The organism is Mesorhizobium sp. BAC0120, from assembly GCF_033542235.1.
GTDB lineage: Bacteria > Pseudomonadota > Alphaproteobacteria > Rhizobiales > Rhizobiaceae > JAWRCU01.
Genome location: NZ_JAWRCU010000001.1, coordinates 560,304 through 579,562, shown reverse-complemented (window position 1 = coordinate 579,562; position 19,259 = coordinate 560,304). Strand labels below are relative to the sequence as shown.

General features: G+C 62.2%; 18 protein-coding genes, 1 tRNA gene and 1 pseudogene. 12 read left to right on the top strand and 8 right to left on the bottom strand.

Annotated features, from left to right (window positions below; translation table 11 throughout):
* The first annotated feature begins 92 nt into the window (after nucleotides 1-92).
* The 3 genes from SAZ10_RS02685 (at nucleotide 93) to SAZ10_RS02675 (ending at nucleotide 3,286) form a co-directional block, all read left to right on the top strand.
* The gene (locus SAZ10_RS02685) at nucleotides 93-1,205 is read left to right on the top strand and encodes an endonuclease/exonuclease/phosphatase family protein (protein ID WP_318607608.1); all 1,113 of its coding nucleotides are present in this window, start codon (nucleotides 93-95) and stop codon (nucleotides 1,203-1,205) included.
* Nucleotides 1,206-1,222: 17 nt separating this feature from the next.
* On the top strand, nucleotides 1,223-1,945 hold the full coding sequence (locus SAZ10_RS02680) for a hypothetical protein (protein WP_318607607.1): 723 nt from the start codon (nucleotides 1,223-1,225) through the stop codon (nucleotides 1,943-1,945).
* Between the two features lie 78 nt (nucleotides 1,946-2,023).
* Nucleotides 2,024-3,286 (top strand): sodium:proton antiporter, encoded by a 1,263-nt coding sequence (locus SAZ10_RS02675; RefSeq protein ID WP_318607606.1) that lies wholly within the window; start codon nucleotides 2,024-2,026, stop codon nucleotides 3,284-3,286.
* A 217-nt stretch (nucleotides 3,287-3,503) separates the two neighbouring features.
* Here SAZ10_RS02675 and SAZ10_RS02670 read toward each other — a convergent pair whose 3' ends face one another.
* From SAZ10_RS02670 to SAZ10_RS02660, 3 genes are read right to left on the bottom strand one after another with little or no spacing between them, the layout of a single operon-like run.
* Nucleotides 3,504-4,715: an ABC transporter permease gene (locus SAZ10_RS02670; protein WP_318607605.1), complete on the bottom strand. Its 1,212-nt coding sequence runs from the start codon at nucleotides 4,713-4,715 to the stop codon at nucleotides 3,504-3,506.
* The gene (locus SAZ10_RS02665; protein ID WP_318607604.1) at nucleotides 4,715-5,419 is read right to left on the bottom strand and encodes an ABC transporter ATP-binding protein; all 705 of its coding nucleotides are present in this window, start codon (nucleotides 5,417-5,419) and stop codon (nucleotides 4,715-4,717) included. Before SAZ10_RS02665 ends, SAZ10_RS02670 begins: the two co-directional genes overlap by 1 nt.
* Nucleotides 5,420-5,421: 2 nt before the next feature.
* Nucleotides 5,422-6,717: an efflux RND transporter periplasmic adaptor subunit gene (locus tag SAZ10_RS02660; protein ID WP_318607603.1), complete on the bottom strand. Its 1,296-nt coding sequence runs from the start codon at nucleotides 6,715-6,717 to the stop codon at nucleotides 5,422-5,424.
* A 140-nt stretch (nucleotides 6,718-6,857) separates the two neighbouring features.
* On the opposite strand from SAZ10_RS02660, the gene SAZ10_RS02655 reads away from it, so the two are divergent.
* The 5 genes from SAZ10_RS02655 to SAZ10_RS02635 all read left to right on the top strand — a co-directional run bounded on the left by SAZ10_RS02655 (nucleotide 6,858) and on the right by SAZ10_RS02635 (nucleotide 14,434).
* The gene (locus SAZ10_RS02655) at nucleotides 6,858-7,766 is read left to right on the top strand and encodes a PhzF family phenazine biosynthesis protein (RefSeq protein WP_318607602.1); all 909 of its coding nucleotides are present in this window, start codon (nucleotides 6,858-6,860) and stop codon (nucleotides 7,764-7,766) included.
* Between the two features lie 229 nt (nucleotides 7,767-7,995).
* A complete protein-coding gene (locus SAZ10_RS02650; RefSeq protein WP_318607601.1) occupies nucleotides 7,996-8,757 on the top strand; it encodes a class I SAM-dependent methyltransferase in 762 nt (253 codons plus the stop codon).
* A 310-nt stretch (nucleotides 8,758-9,067) separates the two neighbouring features.
* Entirely contained in the window at nucleotides 9,068-10,327 is a 1,260-nt protein-coding gene (locus tag SAZ10_RS02645; RefSeq protein ID WP_318607600.1) for a DNA repair exonuclease, read from the top strand.
* Nucleotides 10,324-13,794, top strand: coding sequence for an ATP-binding protein (locus tag SAZ10_RS02640; protein WP_318607599.1), 3,471 nt, complete (start codon nucleotides 10,324-10,326; stop codon nucleotides 13,792-13,794). The genes SAZ10_RS02645 and SAZ10_RS02640 overlap by 4 nt, the downstream gene beginning before the upstream one ends.
* A 564-nt stretch (nucleotides 13,795-14,358) precedes the next feature.
* Nucleotides 14,359-14,434 (top strand) — tRNA-Lys (locus SAZ10_RS02635).
* 62 nt (nucleotides 14,435-14,496) lie between these two features.
* On the opposite strand, the pseudogene SAZ10_RS02630 reads toward SAZ10_RS02635, so the two are convergent.
* The 4 genes and pseudogenes from SAZ10_RS02630 to SAZ10_RS02615 form a co-directional block, all read right to left on the bottom strand.
* A pseudogene (locus tag SAZ10_RS02630) lies at nucleotides 14,497-14,868 on the bottom strand (tyrosine-type recombinase/integrase); the annotation flags it as partial.
* Between the two features lie 15 nt (nucleotides 14,869-14,883).
* Entirely contained in the window at nucleotides 14,884-15,516 is a 633-nt protein-coding gene (locus tag SAZ10_RS02625; RefSeq protein WP_318607598.1) for a hypothetical protein, read from the bottom strand.
* Between the two features lie 167 nt (nucleotides 15,517-15,683).
* Nucleotides 15,684-16,121, bottom strand: a complete 438-nt coding sequence (locus tag SAZ10_RS02620; protein WP_318607597.1) for a hypothetical protein — start codon at nucleotides 16,119-16,121, stop codon at nucleotides 15,684-15,686.
* Between the two features lie 7 nt (nucleotides 16,122-16,128).
* Nucleotides 16,129-16,644, bottom strand: coding sequence for a hypothetical protein (locus tag SAZ10_RS02615; protein ID WP_318607596.1), 516 nt, complete (start codon nucleotides 16,642-16,644; stop codon nucleotides 16,129-16,131).
* Between the two features lie 116 nt (nucleotides 16,645-16,760).
* Between SAZ10_RS02615 and SAZ10_RS02610 the strand changes: the two genes are divergently transcribed.
* From SAZ10_RS02610 to SAZ10_RS02600, 3 genes are all read left to right on the top strand, one after another.
* Complete coding sequence (locus tag SAZ10_RS02610; RefSeq protein ID WP_318607595.1) at nucleotides 16,761-17,144, top strand: hypothetical protein; 384 nt, start codon at nucleotides 16,761-16,763, stop codon at nucleotides 17,142-17,144.
* On the top strand, nucleotides 17,141-17,470 hold the full coding sequence (locus SAZ10_RS02605) for a hypothetical protein (protein WP_318607594.1): 330 nt from the start codon (nucleotides 17,141-17,143) through the stop codon (nucleotides 17,468-17,470). Before SAZ10_RS02610 ends, SAZ10_RS02605 begins: the two co-directional genes overlap by 4 nt.
* 260 nt (nucleotides 17,471-17,730) lie before the next feature.
* The gene (locus SAZ10_RS02600; protein ID WP_318607593.1) at nucleotides 17,731-18,003 is read left to right on the top strand and encodes a hypothetical protein; all 273 of its coding nucleotides are present in this window, start codon (nucleotides 17,731-17,733) and stop codon (nucleotides 18,001-18,003) included.
* Nucleotides 18,004-18,202: 199 nt separating this feature from the next.
* Here SAZ10_RS02600 and SAZ10_RS02595 read toward each other — a convergent pair whose 3' ends face one another.
* On the bottom strand, nucleotides 18,203-18,388 hold the full coding sequence (locus SAZ10_RS02595; RefSeq protein ID WP_318607592.1) for a DUF3606 domain-containing protein: 186 nt from the start codon (nucleotides 18,386-18,388) through the stop codon (nucleotides 18,203-18,205).
* Between the two features lie 325 nt (nucleotides 18,389-18,713).
* Here SAZ10_RS02595 and SAZ10_RS02590 point away from each other — a divergent pair, with 325 nt between their 5' ends.
* Nucleotides 18,714-19,256: a hypothetical protein gene (locus SAZ10_RS02590; RefSeq protein WP_318607591.1), complete on the top strand. Its 543-nt coding sequence runs from the start codon at nucleotides 18,714-18,716 to the stop codon at nucleotides 19,254-19,256.
* The last annotated feature ends 3 nt before the right edge of the window (nucleotides 19,257-19,259 follow it).

The following is a 19,259-nucleotide window of genomic DNA, read 5'->3' as shown; positions in this document are numbered from 1 at the left end:
GAACGACACCGTTCCTTCATTCCTAGGGAACAACAGAAAGTTGTATTCGTCGACCTTGTCTTTCAAGGGCGGCACCGGCAAAGCTCGCCGCCATGTCGCTCAGAATCGCCACCTTCAATGTCGAGAACCTGATGAACAGGTTCGATCTCTCCGGCTTCCGAAACCAGCTCAACCAGGACCGGGTACTGTCACTCTATCGTATCAAGGACGAGGCCGAATACAGGCTGCTCGAGCAGGCGCGGGCGGTGGCTCATACCGACGACACGCGCCAGCTTACGGCGCTGGCAATAGCGGAGACCCGTGCAGACATCATCTGCCTGCAGGAGGTCGACAATATCGAGGCGCTGAAAGCGTTCGAATACGGCTATCTGTTCAAGATGGTGGGCGAGGGATACCGTCAGAAATACACCTCAACAGGCAATGACAGCCGCGGCATCGACGTCGCGGTCATGATGCGCGAGGAGACGCATCACGGCCAGGCAATAGAATTCGTGCGCATGACCAGCCACGCGAGCGTGACCTTCGAAGAATTCGGCCTCCACACGCCCGAACTTGCAGCGCTTGGTATTAAGCCATTCGAGCGCATCTTCCGGCGCGACTGCCTGGAGATCGACGTCACGGTCGACGGCAGGCCGCTCACCCTCTATGCCGTGCATTTCAAGTCCATGGGGGGCGCGCGCGACAATGGTCCGGGTCGCAACTCGACCATGCCCATCAGGATGGCCGAGGCGAGGGCGACGCGTCGCATCATCGAGAATCGCTTCGGCAAGGATTTCGCGTCGAGCAAGCGGTGGCTGATTTGCGGCGACTGCAACGACTATCGGCAGCGCGTCCTGATCGACGGCGACGCGCTTTCAGGCTACAGCTTCACGCCGGCCGAAGAGGCCGTCTCCTGCCTTGACGCGCTGCTCGCCGATGGCTTCGCGATCAACATCGTCGAGCGGCGGCCCGAGATCGACCGCTGGACGCTCTACCACACGCGCGGGCCGAAAGAGCGGCATCTGTGCCAGCTCGACTACATCCTGCTGTCGCCAGCGCTTGCCAGCGAGAACAGCACTGCCGTTCCAGACATCGTCCGGCGCGGACAGCCCTGGCGGACCGTCTTCCCGCCGGGACAAGAGGTCGAGCGCTACCCGCGCACCGGTTGGGACCGGCCAAAGGCTTCGGATCATTGCCCGGTAGCTGTCACTTTGGACATTCTCTAGCAGCCGAATGGAGTCCCATGGATTTAGATATTCCCCGCGAAGTCGTCTTTCCGGTCGAGCATGTCGATGTCGCTCTCGATCCTGCCCCACATCCTTTCGAGACACGGCATCGGCCTGAGATCGAAGCGAACTGGCAGTCGGAGGTCGCCGCCAATCCGGCGCTGTTTGACGGCCGGATGGCGCTGCTGTCGCGGCTCGCCTATCGGAACGGACGGCTCGCCGGCACCTGCCACGCGATTGGTTATTCGACATTTCTCTACTGGCGCAGGGTCCGACCTCGGCCGGATGTCCGGCATGTCTTTGCGCACGCAATGCCGGTGACCTGCGATGGCGCATTGATCGCCGCGCGAATGGGACGGAAAACCGCCAATCCCGGGCGTGTCTATTTCGCAGCCGGCTCGTTCGAAATGGCGGATTTCACCGATGGCAGGGTCGACGTGGAGAGAAACATGATGCGGGAAGTCGCAGAGGAGATCGGGCTCGATCTCGCCCGCCTCGACCGCGATCCGCACTATCATGCCTGGTCGAGTGATAGCGGCACCGTAATATTCCGCCGCTATCGCGTACCGATGGCGGCCGACGAAGCGGACCGGGCGATCCGAGGCTTCCTAGCCGCCGAGACAGACCCGGAAATCGAAGAGCCGGTCATCATCCGCTCTGCCGCCGACCTTCCTGAGGGCATCTCGCCGCATATGCGGCCGCTGATCGCTTGGCATTTCGACGGAGGCGCTTCCCCATGAAACCGGCATTGCCGTATCATCAGAGGGCTCTCTAAGCGTGTTCGCAACCTAGACCGATTCATCGTGTAGACGGCATTGATGCTTTCGATTTTCGAGATTGTCGCCTTGCTGCTCGGCCTGTCGGCGATGTTCGGCTGGCTCAACGTCCGTTTCGTGAAAATGCCGCACATGATCGGTCTGCTGGTCATGGCGTTTGGATCATCGATCGGCCTGATCGCCCTCGAAAAGCTTGTTCCCGGGCTCGGAGTCACGGAGGAACTCAAGCGCGCGCTCGAGCAGATCGATCTCTACACTGCCATCGTCAACGGCATGCTGGCCTTCCTTCTGTTCGCCGGCGCGCTGCACGTCGACATCCATCTCCTGAAAGGCCAGAAATGGGCCATCGGCTTGATGGCAACCTTCGGTGTCGTCATTTCGACCGCCATCGTCGGGCTCGGTGTCTTCGGCGTTTGCAGGCTGGTCGGTTTCGAGATGCCGCTCATCTGGGCATTGGTATTCGGCGCGCTGATCTCGCCTACCGACCCGGTCGCAGTGCTCGGGCTGCTCAAGGTCATAAAGGTGCCGGAAGCGATCAAGGCGCAGATCGCGGGCGAATCGCTCTTCAATGACGGAGCGGCGGTCGTAATCTTCATCGCGCTCTTGACCATCGCGCTCGGCGTGCCGGCCGGAGAGCCCATCGAATCGCACTGGCAGCCCGGCAGCATCGCCGCGCTTTTCCTGTTTGAGGCGGTGGGCGCCATTGTCTTCGGCCTGTTCACCGGCTGGATTGCCTATCGCGCCATGGATTCAATCGACGACCCGACGGTCGAGATTCTGATCTCGCTCGGCATATGCGCGATGACCTATGCCCTTGCGCTACGATTGCACATCTCCGGACCTATCGCCGTCGTCATGACCGGGTTGCTGATCGGCAACCATCGCGCCGAACGCGCCACGAGCGACGGGGCGGGCGACCATCTCTTCCCCTTCTGGGCGGTGGTCGACGAAGTCCTCAACTCGATACTCTTCCTTTTGATCGGGCTGGAAGTCTTCGTATTCGGCGTGCATCCGCGGAACTCCTGGATGATCCTGGTTGCAATTCCGATCGTGCTTTTTGCGCGGTGGGTCTCGGTGTCGGTTCCCATCCTTGTGCTGTCGCTGAAACAGTCCATCTCGCCCGGAGCGATCCCGATCCTGACATGGGGCGGGCTGCGCGGCGGAGTCTCGGTGGCGCTTGCGTTGTCGCTGCCGGCGACCGATTACAAGTCGATCATCCTCACGGCCACCTTCGCCGTGGTGATCTTCTCGATCGTGGTTCAGGGCCTCACGGTGGAGCGCGTGATCAAGCGAACGGCGGTGTAGGGCTCCCAGGGCAAATCTCATAGGGCGGCGCGGACCCCAACTCCGCCTCGCTTCGCTCGGCACCTCTCCCCCTCAAAAAGGGAGAGGAAGGGCGCCTGGCATTGCGGCCGGCGCTTCCTCTCCCCCGTCGACTGGGCGAGAGGTGGTTCGCGAAGCGAACCGGAGTCGGGGGTCGACCTCGCATGCGCTCGCCCTGGAGAGCCTACGCGACACCCACCTATTCATGCCGTAGTGCATCGATCGGATCGAGCCGCGCGCCGCGCAGGGCGGGGAAGAAGCCGAAGGCGAGGCCGATTGCGGCGGAGAAGCCGGCAGCGAGCAGGATGACGGTGAGGCTCGGGCTGAAGGGGATCGAAAGCGCCGAGGTGGCGGCGCCTGCGAGCGCAAGCCCGAGCACGATGCCGATAAGTCCTCCGAACAGCGACAGCACCGTCGCTTCGACGAGGAACTGGGTGAGGATGTGCTTTTCCTGTGCGCCGATCGCCAGCCTGATCCCGATCTCGCGCGTGCGCTCGGTCACGGAGACCAGCATGATGTTCATGATGCCGATGCCGCCGACGAGGAGGCTCACGCTTGCGAGCGCGCCGAGCATGCCCGTCATGACTGTCGTCGTGCTCGCCATGGCGTCGGCTATCTGGGTCATGTCGCGCACGGAGAAATCGTTCTCGCGGTCGGGTGCGATATGGCGCGCGTCGCGCAGGATATCTTCGATGCGCGTCTGCAGCACGGAGGTCGGCGTCCGCTCCTCGGCAGAGACGTAGATATTGTCGACGTCGCGATTGCCGGCAATGCGCCGCTGGTAGGCCTTGAGCGGCATCAGCACGATGTTGTCCTGGTCCTGGCCGAAGCCGGAGAAGCCCTTGCCCTCCAGCACGCCGATGACGCGGCAACTCATCTTCCCGACGCGCACGGCAGCGCCTTCCGGATCGCCGGCGCCGAAGAATTGCTGGCGCACCGTCTCTCCAAGCAGGCACACGCCCGCGCCGTTGCGCACCTCGGAATCGGAGAACTCGCGGCCCGACACGACCTTCCAGTCGCGCGCCACGAAGTAACCGGTGTCGGTGCCGGTAATCCCTGCGGTGATGTTCTCCGTACCGAACACGACGCGCACCTGCTTCTGCGAGGCGGCGGCGATGGCGCGCGCCCCGGAAAGATGCTTCACCAGCGCCGCTACGTCTTCGTCCTTGAGCTGGCGCGTCACGCTGCTCGGCTCGCTGCCCGGCACGGGCGGCCGGCCGGAACGCACGACGAGCAGGTTGGAGCCGAGCTTGGAGATGTCGCTCTTCACCTTCTCGGTGGTGCCGTTGCCGATCGTGATCATGGCGATGACAGCAGCGACCCCGATCACGATGCCGAGCAGCGTCAGGAACGAACGCAGCACGTTGCGGCGCACGGAAAGCAGGGCGAGCCGTACCGTCTCCACGAGCATCAAGCGGCCTCCGCCTTCAGCGTGTCGGACTCGATATGTCCGTCGAGGAAGCCGATCGTGCGCTCGGCGTAGGCTGCTACGTCCGGCTCATGTGTGACCATGAGGATCGTCAGCCCGAACTCGCGATTGAGCGCCGTGAGGAGTTGCATGATCTCATGGCTGCGGGCGGTGTCGAGATTGCCGGTTGGCTCGTCGGCGACCAGCAGGGCAGGGCGGGTGACGATGGCGCGGGCTATCGCAACGCGCTGCTGCTGGCCGCCCGAGAGTTCGGCCGGCGTGTGGTGCTCACGGCCGGCGAGCCCGACCTCTGCCAGCGCCTCCAGGGCCAACCCGCGCCGCTCGCCGCGCGGCACGCCGCGATAGATCAGCGGCAACTCCACATTCTCGGCTGCCGTGGTACGCGGCAGGAGATTGTAGCCCTGGAAGACGAAGCCGATATAGCGGTTCCTCAGGAGCGCACGGCTGTTGCGGTCGAGCCGTCCGGCATCGATGCCCTCGAACATGTAGCGGCCGGTCGTCGGTGTATCGAGGCAGCCGATGATGTTCATGGAGGTCGATTTCCCGGACCCCGACGGGCCCATGATGGCGACGAAATCGCCGCGACCGATCGATAGGCTGACGCCGGCGAGCGCGTTGACGCGAGCTTCGCCCTCGCCATAGATCTTCCATATCCTGTCGAAGGAGAGCAGTGGCGAGCGCGACATGGTCAATTCTGCCGCTGCGTCGAGCCGACGATGACCTGATCGCCCTCCTTCAGTCCCGACAGGATTTCCGTCTTCTCGCCGTCCGTCGAGCCCGTCTTCACCTTGACCGGCAGCGGCGCGCCATCCTTCAGCACGTAGATGGTGCGAGAGCCATCGGCCGAGGTGGCGCGCTGGTTGCCAGCGTTGCGCCCTGACCGCATTCTCGGCATGAACAGGTTTTGCAGGCTCCATCCGCCGCGCTTCTCGACGACTGGCGGACGGTAGCGGAAAGCCGCCGCCGGCACGGTGACGACGTCATTGGCCTCGCGCGTGACCACGGACACGGTCGCTGTCATGCCCGGCCGCAGCAGCAGATCCTGATTATCGACATTGAGCCTGGCGTTGTAAGTCACGACGCCGTCGGTCGTGACGGAGGCATAGGCTATGTCGCGGATCTCCGCGTTGAAGGCGCGGTCGGGAAAAGCATCGACCGTGAAGCTCGCCTTCTGGCCCGGCCGGACGCCGCCGATGTCAGCCTCGTCGATCGCCGCCTTGAGTTCCATCTGCTTCAGGTCGGCGGCGATCACGAAGAGCACGGGCGCCTGCAGTGACGAGGCGACAGTCTGTCCGGGATCCACGGACCGGGTGAGCACGATCCCGTCGATCGGCGCGTAGATCTTGCTCTTCTCGAGATCGGTCTCGCGCTGCTTCAGGTCGGCCTGAGCCATGGCGAGGTTGGCCTCGGACATCTTGACGGCCGCCGCCGCGCGGTCGCGAGTGGCGGTCGCCGTATCCAGCGTCTGCGTGGCCACCATGCCGCGACTCGTAAGCTGCCTGGCGCGCTCGAACGACTGCTCGCTTTCCTTCAGCGTGGTGCGCGCATCCTCGAGCTTGGCTTCGGCCGCAAGCGCGGCGGCCTTTGCGCCTTCGACCTGTGCGACGGTCCGCGTGGTGTCCAGTTCGGCGAGCACATCGCCCTTTTTCACGAGATGATTTTCGTCGACCAGGACGTTGCGCATGACGCCCGACAGCTCGCTGGAAATGTCTACTTGAGTGAGCGGCTGCAAGGTCCCGGTCGCAGAGACCGTGACTGTCAGGTTATCCTTGGTCGCGGGGACGGTATCGTAAACGATGGCAGCCGCATCCGCGGACCACCACGACCAGGCGGCATAGCCGCCGCCGATCGCAATGAGAGCGGCGAGTGCGTAGGACCAACGGCGCCGTCGGCGCTTCCTGGGACGTCCTTTCGAATCAAGCCCTAACGCCTCGCCGACGCCGATATCGGCCTGAGCGAGCGGCCTCTCCACAATTTGATCCATGTCGGCGCGCGTCTTTCCTCGCGTCGGCGTCCCGTTTACTCAGGAGAAATCATGTGTCGGTCACAGGATTTCAAATTAAATTTACGCCATCTTTTGGGCATTTTGCCCGCCGCCAAATGAACCGAGGATGAACTGAGCTCATGACCAAGCGCAGATTTGCCGTCTACGACGTGTTTTCCAGCGACAAGCTTGCCGGCAACCCGCTGGCTGTCGTGTTCGACTCTGAGGGCCTGAACGATGCCGGCATGCAGGCGATAGCCCGCGAGTTCAACCTGTCGGAGACCACCTTCATCCTGCCTCCCACGGATCCCAGGCACCGCGCGCATGTGCGGATATTCACTCCGATGCACGAGCTTCCCTTCGCAGGCCATCCAACTGTGGGATCGGCCATCGCGATCACCGAAAGCTCGGGCGACGACGCGCCGTCGATCTTCGTGCTGGAGGAGAAGGTCGGGCCGGTGCGCTGCGCGGTTTCGAAGGACGACAAAGGCCTGTTTGCCGAATTTGACCTGCCACGCCTGCCGGAGCCGGTTTCCTTCGCCGCTGATCCGGCTGCAATTGCCGCCGCGCTCGGGCTCGGTCCGCAGGAGATCGGTTTCGAGAACCACGTCGTCACCCAGTATTCCGGCGGCGTGCCCTATGTCCTAGTGCCGGTCGCGGGCCTCGGTGCAGCGGGCCGGGCCAGCCTCGACACGCGTGCCTGGATGGAGCTGACCGGGCCCGCCGAGGCACTGTCGCCCGGCGCCTTCGTCTATTGCCGCGAGACCGTCCACCACGGCAATGCCTTCCATGCCCGCATGTTCGCTGGCCATGTCGGCATCCCCGAGGATCCGGCGACCGGCTCGGCCGTAGCGGCCTTTGCCGGTGCGATCATGCGCTTCGAGAAGCCGGGCGACGGCGTTTGGCCCTATCCGATCGAGCAGGGCGTGGAGATGGGGCGGGCATCGCTCATCCGTCTCGAGCTCGACGTCGAGGGCGGCGCGCTTGTCGGCGCGCGCATCGGCGGCCATGCGGTGAAGGTGAGCGAGGGGAATTTGCTAGTGTCGTGATTTCGAAGTTCGCCTGAGTTTGATATCGGGCTGTGAGCGAACTTCGAAATCAAAACGACACTAGGAATTAAAAAGTTGCCAGTGTCCCTTTGGTTCTGAAATTCGCAGTGAGCCCTATATCCAATTAGGGCGAATTTCAGAACCGGGACACTGGTGTAACGATCCACCCAGCGTTGCTTGATCCGGCCGGCACAGGCACGTTACACAATGGCGCTATCCGGGGACGGAAATGAACCAGGCCGTCATCGCAGAGCGTTACCCAGTGCCGCCGGAAGAGCTTCGCTGGCGCTCGACAGGCGTGCGCAGTGCCGACGACTTCCTCCAGTCCAGTCGCAACGACCTGGAGGTCTTCGACAAGCAGGCGCTCGGCAGGGAGGGCAAATCCTTCAGGAGCTTCCAGTCGATCCTCGATTTCGGTTGCGGCTGCGGCCGGCTGATTCGCTCGCTGAGGCCGTCCTGCGCGCCGTCGGCGACGATCCACGGCACCGACATCGATCCGGCTGCGATCAAATGGTGCAAGGAGAATATTCCGGACGCGAGCTTCTTCCTGGGCGATGGCGAGCCGCCGCTGCCCTTCACCGACAAATCGATGGACCTCATCTATGCCTGCTCGGTGTTCAGCCATCTTGACGCTGAGCATCAGTTTCGATGGCTCGTCGAACTGCAGCGTATCCTGAAGCCCGACGGCTACCTGCTTCTGACGTTCCGCCACAACTGCAACATGGAGCGGATCGCCGACGCTGCCATGCGCGAGCGCATCGCGAGCGCGCTTGCCCGTGACGGCATCGCCTTCACGACAACCGACACCTGGAAAGATGTGTTCCCTTCCTGGTACGGCGAGACCTATCATTCGACGGACTACGTCCGGAAGAATTGGGGCAGCTATTTCGAGATGCGCCACATCATCAAGGCAGGAGAATTGGCGGAGGAGACCGCCGTCCTGCGCGCCCTGGATTCGACGTTCCTTCAGCGTGTGTTTCGGCTGTCTTGAGCGAAGGGCATAGCGTTAGAAGAGCAGGCGCCGGTCGTCGACGACATCCAAATCGGCAACGGGTAATCTTTCGCGTTCGATTCAATAGGGAGGGGCCCGTCGCCATTGATGTCGCCCTGGATAATTGGCGATCCGCTTGATTGAATGTCTCCCGCAGCGGAAGCTGCCCGTCCGCTTCCCGCCCAGACAAGACATTGAGAGCTCGTGAGCAAAAGACCGCAGCTGGCGCGATCACTGCCTCCTCCTCGCGCAGTTTTCGACCCAGCCCTTTAGGTTGAACACCCCAATACTTCGTGGCAGGAGACGGTCGATGGCATTTCGCTTCATACACACTGCCGATATCCACCTCGACTCGCCGCTCCGCTCTCTCGCCATGCGAAATCAAAGTCTTGCGGAAGTCGTGGGAGACGCCAGTCGGCAGGCATTTGTCTCGATCATAGATCTCTGCCTTGCGGAACGTGTCGACGCGCTGGTCATCGCCGGTGACCTTTATGATGGCGAACAGACTTCGATGAAAACTGCGCGATTTCTGGCTTCGCAGATGACGCGACTCCATCAGGCAGGGATCAGGGTTCTCAAGATTCGCGGAAACCACGATGCCATGTCACGGATATCGAAGCAGCTCGTGTTTCCAGACACGGTGACGATCTTCGGCGGCCGGCCCCAGTCCGTGCTGCTCAAGTCCGGCGGGCTGGACGTCATGTTTCATGGATTGAGCTTCGCCAATCCCAAAGCGCCCGAAAGCCTGCTTCCCAAGTATGCGCCGGCTGCGGAAGGAGCAGCCAATGTGGGTATCATGCATACCAGTCTGGCTGGTTCGCCCGGTCACGATGTCTACGCCCCCTGCAACGTCGCCGAACTGCACGCCCATGGTTTCGATTATTGGGCGCTCGGGCACATCCATGTCCGCAAAGTCCACCCGGGGACCCGCATGGTGGTAATGCCGGGAATGCCACAGGGCCGGGACATCAACGAGGCAGGAGAGAAATCCGTCACTCTGGTGACGATACGTGACGACCATTCCGTCGAGATTGGAGAAAGGCCAACCAGTGTCGCGCAATTCGAACGGGCGGTCGTCGACCTGAACGGGGCGACGGAATGGTCTGAAGTCGTCGGCCGAATCAGGAGCGCGCTTGAAGACATACGCGCTTCCGTCAGGTCCCGGCACGTCGTCGCGCGCCTGGGCTTGACCGGAGCCTCTCCCTTGTCGTGGGCAATAATTCGCGACAGGGACCTGCTCCTCGCCGAAGCTGAGCAAGCAGCCGAGCAGATGGGCGAAACCTGGATTGAGAAGCTCGAACTCGGGCTCTCTCAACCCAGGACGGAAACGCCGGAAGGCGTCATGGATCCGATTCTCGAGCTCGCTGAATCCATGCGCACCGATATCAGATCGGAAGCCTTCCGTGCCGAAGCCAGGGCATTGATCCTGAAAACGATTGCCGATCTTCCGCCCGACGCGCGCGACTTTGCGGGAAGCGATGAGGCGGCACGGGAACTGTTCCTCGACAGCGTTCTTGCCAGCGGCGCTGATCTCGTGGTGGCCCGCCTCAAGGCAGGTGGATCGCAATGAGGCTCCGCCGCCTTGATCTCATTCGCTATGGAAAATTTACCGACAGGACAATCGACTTCGGGCCAAGAAAGGATTCCGGGCCAGACCTGCATATCGTGTTCGGACTGAACGAAGCCGGCAAGTCGACTGCGCATTCCGGCTACCTGGACTTGCTGTTCGGGATCGAAGAACGCAGCCGCTACAATTTTCTTCATGAGTATAGCGCGATGCGCGTCGGCGGCGTGCTCGAACTCGCGGGGGAGGAACAGGCGTTTTCGCGCACGAAGCAGCGGAACAACTCGCTTTTGGACTCAACGGGCCAACCGATCAGCGAAATAGCCATATCGGCCCATCTCGCGGGTCTGACCCGGGATGCGTATCGAATGATGTTCTCGTTGGACGACGAGACGCTGGAAGCAGGCGGAAAGTCGATTTTGGAATCGCGCGGCGACCTGGGCAAACTACTGTTCGCCGCAAGCGCCGGTCTCGTGGAAGCTGGCGACACATTGAGCGCGCTCGAAGCGGAAGCCGACAGGCTGCACCGGAAGCACGCGCAAGGTACGGAATTGGCGGTTCTCAAGAAGCGACTTGCGGAGCTCAAATCCAGAAGGGATTCGATCGACACATTGGCTTCGACCTTCGAGACCCTCGAGGCCGAACGCCTTGACGCGACCGACAGATATGACCGCAGCATCGCCGAGCGATCGGTGCTGTCAGCGAGGCTCGATGTTATCGCGAAGTACCTCCGCGCGGCGCCGATCCTTGCCGATATCCGACGTAAGGCATCCCGGCTGGCTGAACTGCCTGACATCGCTTCACCGCAGCGGACCTGGACGGGTTCTGTCGCGGGGATGATCGACGATGATGCCAGTCTGAGGACTCGGCTGTCGGCGAGCGTTGATGAAATCGAACGAGTGACGACGAAAATCGCGGCGGTCGAGGTGGACCAGACGATCATCGCGATCTCGGAGCGGGTTCGCGGACTGGCCGACCGCAAAGCGCGATATACTGCGGCGGGATTGGACCTGCCCAGCCGCAGTACGGAGCTGCAGATACTTGATAAGGCGGTTGCGACTTGCCTCGCCGCTCTGGGAAGGTCCTCTGAGCCGGAGCCTGCCTCACTGCTTTTGCCCGCGGCCGTCGTTGGTGCTGTACGCAATATGCTGGAACAGCGGTCCGGAATCGCGACGAGCGTGCGTGTCGCCCGCGACGAGGCCGCGGCAGCCCTGGACGCTCTGCAGGCGGCACGCGAGCGCGTTAGCGAAGAGCGGGCTGTGCCCGAGCCAGCCAGGGCGAGGCTGACTTCGGCATTGTCGAAAGGGCGCGCAAGCGGCCACCTCCGGGAAGCCAGAAGCGCGCGTGAGGCGGAGGACGAGAATCGAGTTCGATGGGAGGCCGCGATCAGCCGCCTGCATCCGTGGTTCGGAGATGCCCAAGCGCTGATCAGCATGCAGGTCCCGGGTGCCCAACAGATCAGCGCGTGGAAAGCACGCTCCGTGGAGCGCGCGAAGAACAGGGCAGTGCTTTCCCAGCGTCTCTCCGAATTTGAGGATGCCCACGCGTCACTTTCGGCGCAACTGGAGGCGCTTCGCGCTTCGGTCGCGGTAGCCGACGATGAAGCCGCCGCTGCGGTCCGGCGGGCGCGCGACGAGGCCTGGGCAAGACATCGAAACGACCTCAAGCCTGAAACAGCGGATGATTTCGCGGTGGCGTTGGCGCGGGACGACAGCGTCGGGGCAATCCGCCTGGCCAACACGCGGGAACTTGCAGATATCCGCACGAGGACTCGAAGCCTGGCAGAGACAGCGGCTGCCCTCTCCCGTGCGCGCAGCCACCTTTCGCAAATTGATGCGGAAGTTGAAGCGGAACTGTCGGAAATCCGTGCGGCGGCAGCGGGTCTGCTCGGAGAATGTCAGGACTCCTCGCCTGAACGGCTGATCGAACTTGTCGAGATCCGTGCTTCTGCCAGGAACGATGCGCTCGCTTCGTGGGACCAGATCGAGGCCGCACGCAAAAGATCTGTGCGGGCGGCCGAAGAAGCTGACCGGCTACGCTTGGAATTGGCCTCCGCACTGGAGAGCGTCGGCATTCAGCCGGACGCCGGAGAGAGTCTGGAAACGATCATGACCGTCGCGGAGCTGTTCCTCGACAGACAGCTGAAAGTGGACGCCGAACGTGCAGAGGCGCTCAAGTCGGTCGCCGCAAAGGAGGAAGACCTGGCGGCGAGGCGGAGGGCGGTGGACGCCGCAGAAAGACGTGAGGAGGAGTGGCTGGCCGACCTAGCGGGAGCGCTGAAAGGCACGTGGCTGGAGAACGGTGTTTCGGTGCCCGGAGTCGGGAACGTGCTTGATCAACTGGCTGAGCTGTCCAAGGCCGTTCAGGAGCGAGACGCGTTGCAGCTACGCATCGACAAGATGGAGGCGGACAGGAAGAAGTTCATTGCGGAGGTCAGAGCTGCGGCAGTCGAAGCGGGTGAGGCGGCGAGCAACGGTGAACCGGAACAGTTGGCGATCCGGCTTGCCGAGCGCCTTGAGGGCGCTGAACGCGCCCGAGAGATAAAGTCAAACCTCGCCAATGATCTGCAGCGCCTGCAGGATGCCCGTGACGCGCTCGATGCTGAAATCGCAGCGCACGAGCACCGCAAGAGCGAGATCTTGGACGCATTCGGTGTAGCCACCCTGTCTGAAGTCGTTGAACGCGACGAAATGTTGCGGGAAAGGGATCGTCTGCGCGCATCCGTAGCCGAGTTTGAGGAGCGAGTAACGGCCGAGCTCGATGCCGAGAGCTTCGAGCAGGCGCGCTCGATAATGGACAGTCTCGATTTCGACAGCCTTGCAATCGAAAAGGCCGAAGGCGAGCAACGGCTCCGAGACCTTGACGAAATGATACGGCAACAGCTTGTCAGGCAAACTCGGGCGGCAGACAAGCTGGAGGCCATCGGCGGGGACAGCGCCGTTGCCCGGATTGATGCCGAACGCCGTACTGTCCTACTGGAGATCGAGGAAAAAGCCCTCCGCTATCTCGAGCTGAAACTGGGCGTCATGTCGGCAGAAAACGCTCTGCGCGCGTACCGCGAGCGTCATCGCTCCGGGATGATGGCGCGAGCGTCCGACGCCTTCGCCCTTATCACGCGCGGTCTGTATTCGGGTCTTGCAACCCAGCCTGTGAAGGGCGGCGAAGTCCTTATCGCGGTGCAGCGTGACGGACAGTCGAAGGTGGCCGACGCGCTCTCAAAGGGCGCGCGTTTCCAGCTCTATCTGGCCTTGAGGCTCGCCGGGTATTACGAATTTGCCCGGCTTCGACCCTCGGTGCCCTTCATTGCCGACGACATAATGGAGACCTTCGACCATTTCCGGTCCGAAGAGGTTTTCAGGCTGTTTGGACAGATGGCGTGCGCCGGGCAGGTGATCTACCTCACACATCACCAGCATCTATGCGAGATAGCCAAGGCAGTTGTGCCCAGCGTCACAATACACGAGCTCGCCTAGATCCGGGCGGCCGTGCGAACGCCATTCTGGCGGCGAGCCAAACGAACTCTTCGTGACGGTTACCTTCTCACCCATTCGAGTCGTTCTAGCGCGCCTGACCGTCATGGCCTGCAGGCGGTGAATACGATGCCGAGTACGAGCGTTGTAGCCGCGCCTGATCCTCGTCGTCGAGATCGAACTGCTGATAGCCCAGGCCACGCCCCGAAAGGGACTGCGCCACACAATCGCGACGATCGTCTGCGGGATGGGGGCCGACAGCCGCACGATCGTCGACATGCTGCCGCAGAAGTCGGAATCCATAGCGCTGCATTATTCGCGGAGCGCGAAGAAGGCGCGGAAACTAACGCCGGTGGCCGAGGACAAGAGGCGGAACTGGACAGAGGGCATGCAGCGATTGTCAAACCTGGCCGAAAACCCCGTCAATGTTAGCGCGGTCCGGGAGGCGCGGGATAAGTCGCCCGAGGCGTTGCGCCGAGGCAGGCTGGCCGCGTAAACGCCTTGCGGAAAAGGGGTGGACATGGGCACAGCCACCGTCTATATCGCGGCCTCGCCGTCACCGGCCGTGGGTGTGTAGCTCAGTTGGTAGAGCAGCTGACTCTTAATCAGCGGGTCCACAGTTCGATCCTGTGCACACCCACCAAAAACAAGCACTTAGCTGGAATTTTGTGGGGCCATTTTACAGTTCGGCCGACATTTTACAGTTTATGCGCCTTTCGTTCCGGCGCGGATCGCCTCGATCACGTCGCCGCCGGCAAGGTAGTGTTTGCGGATGATGGCCTCGCACTCGGCTTTTGAATGCCCCGAAATTTCCGCAATTCGCTCGATGTCCATGCCGTTTGCGTAGGCATAGCTGATGCCGGTCCCACGCAAGTCGTGGAACGTGACGCCCTTGATACCGAGCCGCTGCATCTCCTTGCGCCAGGACGCCCGGAAGCCGCTTGAGGTCCAGTTCTCCCCGAAGCTGTTGGAGAGGATGCGTTGCCGCTTCTTCTCCTGCGCATCGGCCAGGATCGGCTTTATCTCGGCGGCGGGGATCACCCTGATGCGGGCGCCAGTCTTTCCCTGGGTGATCCAGAGCCGCCCGTCATCCTAGGCGATAGTCGGCATCGTCAGTATGTCGCCTTGCCGCTGCATGGTCCACAAGGCGACCTTGGCGACAGCCACTAGATGCGACACGCCTTCGTCAAGCAGCTTGCGGAGCTGCGACGGCATCCAGATCACATCCTTGCGGCTGCCGCCTTCATGAAGTTTGTCGACCCCCTCAAGCGGGTTCCGCGCGATATCCTCCCGGTCCTTTGCCCATGACAGGACGCGAGCAAGAACGACAATGTGCAGATCGGCCGAGCGCGGAGTGTCGCGCATCGTGTCGCGCCAGTTCAGGAACACCTTGCGGGCTCCCTTTGCCTCAATGGCGGCAAGGGGGAAGGTGCCGAACTTGATCCTGATCGCGCCTATGATGCGTTCGTAGTCGCGGCGCGTGCTCGCCCTGAGCTTCTGATAGTCCGCGCTGGCCTGGTATTCGCTGATCAACCAGCCGATCGTCTGTTGTTCGGTTGGCTGGGGGCGGTCGCGCGTGAGGCGGGCGAATTCCTGAACGAAGGCTTTTGTCCCCGGCTTGGCCTCGATCTTCGGGCCGCCACGCCAGGCATAGTAATAGGTGACCTCGGCGCCGCTCTTGAGCTTCGCCTTGACCTTATGCACGCCCACCAGCTTCGCTTCCATTGAGCCAGCCCTCCAGCGCAGACTCCGGCGTCGAAACCGGGACCTCGCGCTTGCGGGCACCATGGGTGAACTCAATTTCGCCTGACGGCAATAGTCGGGCGCTCAAGCCGGTCTCTGCTGCCGCTCGAGCAGCATCCAGGATTTCGCCCTTCGTAAAGGTGCGCGCCCTACTCATGCCCGCTGTCCTTGTTTTCCACAGCCCGGAGGATGGCTATGCAAAGCGCGATCGCCGGGCCGCCCCTGATGTGGTGGGCTACGCCGTAGCATTGCGGCCCGCAAATCTCGGCGCGGCCATAGACGCTGCCGCCAACCGATCGGTGGGAGACTTCGATATCGACGGCTCCAGTGTCGAGTTTGGAGATGGCTAGAGACATAGCGGCGTCTATCGAGGCGGTGACCGGCGGGAAGAACCGCACATCCATGATGCCGCCACCTTCGAACCTGATCGCGCCTTCGGCTGGATCGTAGCGGAATGGTGGGATGGGCCGCTTCGGCGTGAAACCGGGCGCGTCGAACCGATGAGGCTCGAGCACGGTGGCGATCAGCGCATCCACCTCCCGATCCGGCCCGCTCAGCCCGTCCACCTTGCGAATGAGTTCTGCCATGCCCATCTCAACCCTCCTTTAGGGAGAGGGCGGCGGCGAAGTCCGAAGGGCCGAACCAGTCGCAGATTCGTTCCCGGCTGCTATTCGCCCAGATCGCGCTACCATCTGGCAAGTGCTCGATTGCGTGTTCCGCGAAGCTGGAGAACGGCTGCAGCGCCTTCCTCAGCGCCTCTACCTGGGCTTCTGCGCCGGGCGCGCGGGAGGCGCGCTCTTTCATCGCTCGGAAGTTCGCCGCCACTTCGCCAAATGCAGCCGCGTGCGCAAAGACCCATTCGTAAAGCTCGTCGCTCTGGTCTTTGTCGCCAAGCTCATACGACATTCGCATAGTCATGAACTCGCGATGTTTCATCGTGAGCCATTCCTCGAAACTGGCGAGGTCGCGGACGCCGGTATGCGCCATCCACTTTTCGAGGGGCGTGTTGCCGGCGAGAAGGTCTGACAGCGGGATCATTCCGGCCGCCTTCATCCGTTCGTCTAGCGACGCCACCGAATCCGCAGCAGGGAGGGCAAGCACGGCTTCCAATGCTTCGACAAGAGCCTCGTATCGGCTACGTTCATCGTCGTCTAAGTCGCATTCCCAAGGGGCGCGGAAGTCAATGCCATAATGGCCTGTGCATCGACCGACTGGTGAAACTCTAGATGCTAACCCTATTCAAGCTGCTTTTCGGATGGCTGACCGGCGGCGCGCTGGATCGCATCCTGGATACCGTCGACGCCAGGGTCAACAACGAAACCGAGCGGGAGCGGATCAAGGGTGAGGTCGTCGCCGAATACCTGAAGGCGCAGGCCTCGATCCTAACCGGCCGCGGGTGGTGGTTCCCGCTTCTCTTCCTGGTGCCGGCCGGCTTCTGGTTCGGCGCGGTGTGCGTCTATTCGGTGCTCTGGTGCCGGTCCTGTGCCTGGCCGCAAGCCTGGACAATTGCCGCTCTTCCTCCACCGCTCAACGAATGGATGGGCGCGATCGTCGCCTCGCTGTTCATCGGCAAGGCTGGTGGCGAGCTGATTTCGAGGCTCCGCAAATGAACCTGCATGACATCCTCCTGTCGGTCGGCATCGATCCGGCAGTGCTCTATGCCGGCGGGGCGGGAGGCGTTCTGCGCGCCCTGTCGCGGCGGAAGCTGAAGGTGCGGGAGGTACTGCTCTCGCCGGTCTGCGGCGCGCTGGCAGCCGCCTATCTGACGCTACCAGTTGTCCACTACGTCAAGGCCGTCGGCTGGCCTATGCCTGGCGAAGATCCGCAATCAGTGCTTGCTGGCGCTTTCCTGATCGGGACGTGCGCGATGTGGATCAGCGATATGGTGTTTGAATACATCGTGCGGCGATTCAGGCCGGCCGAGCCGCCGCCCTGATCCTTATCCCCGATGCCGCGCCACGTAGCGAATCGGACAATTAATTAATACCCGAAAATGCAAAGTGGCGGGTAATCCGGGCTGGCTTCCCTGTCGTCTGGTCGGCGGTGTCCTTGGGGGGCATCGCCGGCCTTTTTTCGTTTCCGGGCTTGTCGCCATCCCCATCAGCTTCGCCAGCGGCGACGTGGATATTAGTGATCAGTTGACAATCCCAAGTTGCCTGGACACGATTCGATCGGCCCATTATGCGGGAGGGATCGATGGCAATCATTATTTGGAGACGCGGTGCTAGATCGATCTATGTCAATCGCCGTCGCGTGATGGAGGAGGTATACCTCTGGGAGTTTGGAGGTAAGTCCACCTGTATGAGCTTCTCGATACCCTCAAAAGGCGGCGGCGACACGATTATCGAATTGCAAATAGAATCCGATAGTTTTGCAGAGTTGGCCGCAGCCATGATGAAGGCTGATCCAAAGGCGGCGACCAAGGCCTTCGGCGCTGCTTTGCAGCTTGTGGAAGGCGAGGGAGCCTGATCGCCTCAATCGGGTCGGCCGTCAATCAGCCTCCACGTCCGGCATGAATCCCGGCATCATCTCTGGCGGTTCGGCAAGATTGCAAACCGGGCAGGGCATGCCGGCACCGCAAGCACATTCCTCTGGCCAACTCAGGCGGGGATGGTTTTCGCAGACCCAGCGCTGACCCTTGCAGTTCGGACAGATTTCTGCCGCGCTGTCACCCTTTGAGGCTTTTTGCCTCCCGCTCGAGCGTCTTGCGGTCATTGCCGTGCTTCCTGATGAGCTCCCGCGCCTGGTCTACCGAAATGCCGTTCGAATTGGCAAAGTAGCGCACTTCGTAGTCCTCATCGCCGGCGACCCGGTCGCGATCGCGCTTGTCCTGCTTCGACTTGTCGTCGGCCATTCTCGCTCTCCTGTCGTTTCCTCAGGGAAAGCCGTTCGCCAGCTACTTGGTTCCGGAACATCCGGGCCTATGGCATGTTACGAGGATGATCGTCGGCTTGAGAAGCAAAGGGATCGTCATGCGCAGTTTGATCTGCCTTGCCGGGCTCGTCGCGTCGCTCACGGCATGCACGTCCACAGGCTCAACCCACGGCAGAAACCCGCGGTTTGTGGACACCGGCACCTATTGCCCCGCCAGCTCCCCCTGGTACTGGTGCACCGGGTACCGAGGGAGCGACGCGCGATGAGATGCGCGGGGTATCGGGTTTGCAGGGAGGGGAGCGAACGTGCCTGCCAAGGTCGCTGCCCTGAAATTCATCGAGCCTCAATTAGCCACACTGGTCGAGACGCCTCCGACCGGCCCCGACTGGCTGCACGAGATCAAGTATGACGGGTACCGCACCGAGCTGATCATCGAGCAGGGCAGGGCGCGCGCCTTCACCCGGCGCGGCGCCGACTGGTCTAGAAAATATCAGCCGATCATCGAGGCCGCGGCCGAGTTGGCGGTGGAGAGCGCGATCGTCGATGGCGAGGTTGTCACCTTCGAAGATGACGGCCGAACCAGCATCGAGGCGTTTCGAAATGCCATGTCTTCGGCTCCGGGGCGGCTGGTCTATGTCGCCTTCGACCTGCTCCACCTCGACGGAAAGGATCTGCGAAAGCTGCCGTGCAGGGGACGCCGTGAACGGCTGGAGGGGCTTCTTGCGGGCCGATCCGGCGGGCCGATCCAATTCAGCGAGCACATCGTCGGCAATGGCGCCCGCTACTATGACCATGCCTGTGAGCTCGGCCTCGAGGGGATCGTATCCAAACGGGCTGATGCGCCTTAGCGG

Coding starts and splice junctions, on each gene's coding strand:
- SAZ10_RS02685 (WP_318607608.1), top strand. CDS start 93: ATGTCGCTCAGAATCGCCACCTTCAATGTCGAGAACCTGATGAACAGG.
- SAZ10_RS02680 (WP_318607607.1), top strand. CDS start 1,223: ATGGATTTAGATATTCCCCGCGAAGTCGTCTTTCCGGTCGAGCATGTC.
- SAZ10_RS02675 (WP_318607606.1), top strand. CDS start 2,024: ATGCTTTCGATTTTCGAGATTGTCGCCTTGCTGCTCGGCCTGTCGGCG.
- SAZ10_RS02670 (WP_318607605.1), bottom strand. CDS start 4,715: ATGCTCGTGGAGACGGTACGGCTCGCCCTGCTTTCCGTGCGCCGCAAC.
- SAZ10_RS02665 (WP_318607604.1), bottom strand. CDS start 5,419: ATGTCGCGCTCGCCACTGCTCTCCTTCGACAGGATATGGAAGATCTAT.
- SAZ10_RS02660 (WP_318607603.1), bottom strand. CDS start 6,717: ATGGATCAAATTGTGGAGAGGCCGCTCGCTCAGGCCGATATCGGCGTC.
- SAZ10_RS02655 (WP_318607602.1), top strand. CDS start 6,858: ATGACCAAGCGCAGATTTGCCGTCTACGACGTGTTTTCCAGCGACAAG.
- SAZ10_RS02650 (WP_318607601.1), top strand. CDS start 7,996: ATGAACCAGGCCGTCATCGCAGAGCGTTACCCAGTGCCGCCGGAAGAG.
- SAZ10_RS02645 (WP_318607600.1), top strand. CDS start 9,068: ATGGCATTTCGCTTCATACACACTGCCGATATCCACCTCGACTCGCCG.
- SAZ10_RS02640 (WP_318607599.1), top strand. CDS start 10,324: ATGAGGCTCCGCCGCCTTGATCTCATTCGCTATGGAAAATTTACCGAC.
- SAZ10_RS02625 (WP_318607598.1), bottom strand. CDS start 15,516: ATGGAAGCGAAGCTGGTGGGCGTGCATAAGGTCAAGGCGAAGCTCAAG.
- SAZ10_RS02620 (WP_318607597.1), bottom strand. CDS start 16,121: ATGGCAGAACTCATTCGCAAGGTGGACGGGCTGAGCGGGCCGGATCGG.
- SAZ10_RS02610 (WP_318607595.1), top strand. CDS start 16,761: ATGCTAACCCTATTCAAGCTGCTTTTCGGATGGCTGACCGGCGGCGCG.
- SAZ10_RS02605 (WP_318607594.1), top strand. CDS start 17,141: ATGAACCTGCATGACATCCTCCTGTCGGTCGGCATCGATCCGGCAGTG.
- SAZ10_RS02600 (WP_318607593.1), top strand. CDS start 17,731: ATGGCAATCATTATTTGGAGACGCGGTGCTAGATCGATCTATGTCAAT.
- SAZ10_RS02595 (WP_318607592.1), bottom strand. CDS start 18,388: ATGGCCGACGACAAGTCGAAGCAGGACAAGCGCGATCGCGACCGGGTC.